Here is a 459-nt window from a genome sequence, read left to right as displayed (position 1 = left end):
GAGCAGCGCTCTGGGCACATTCGGTTCGTCGGCAAAGACATCGAGCCCGGCGGCAGCGATGGTGCCATTGGAGAGTGCTGCAGCCAGAGCCGCCTCATCAACCGTGCTGCCGCGGCCGATATTGACGAAGACGCCGTCGGGACCGAGCGCCGCCAGGACCGCCGCGTTGATGGCTTTCTCCGTCGCGGCCCCGCCCGGCGCGATACAAATCAGCGTGTCGACCGCTTCGGCCAGACCCTTAAGCGTCGCATGGTACTCGTAGGACAGGCCATCGACCTGGCGGCGGTTGTGATAGGCGATCGGCAGGCCGAAAGCCTCGAGGCGACGGGCGACGGCGAGGCCGATGCGGCCCATGCCGAAGATGCCGACGCGGCGGCCGCGCAAGGTGAGCCGGCTCAGGCGATAGTCACCCTTCTTCACCCAGTCGCCGTCGCGCAGCCATTTCTCCGCAGCGTACAT

At 67.1% G+C, this 459-nt stretch carries 1 protein-coding gene; it reads right to left on the bottom strand.

The window, feature by feature from the left end:
- A partial coding sequence (locus EOA60_RS36965) for an NAD(P)-dependent oxidoreductase (RefSeq protein ID WP_245502734.1) occupies positions 1 to 459 on the bottom strand: 459 nt, incomplete at both ends.

It is taken from the genome of Mesorhizobium sp. M1A.F.Ca.IN.020.06.1.1 (assembly GCF_004023265.1).
GTDB lineage: Bacteria > Pseudomonadota > Alphaproteobacteria > Rhizobiales > Rhizobiaceae > Mesorhizobium.
Note: the sequence above shows the minus strand (reverse complement) of the source record. Positions and strands in the feature narration are given on the sequence as shown.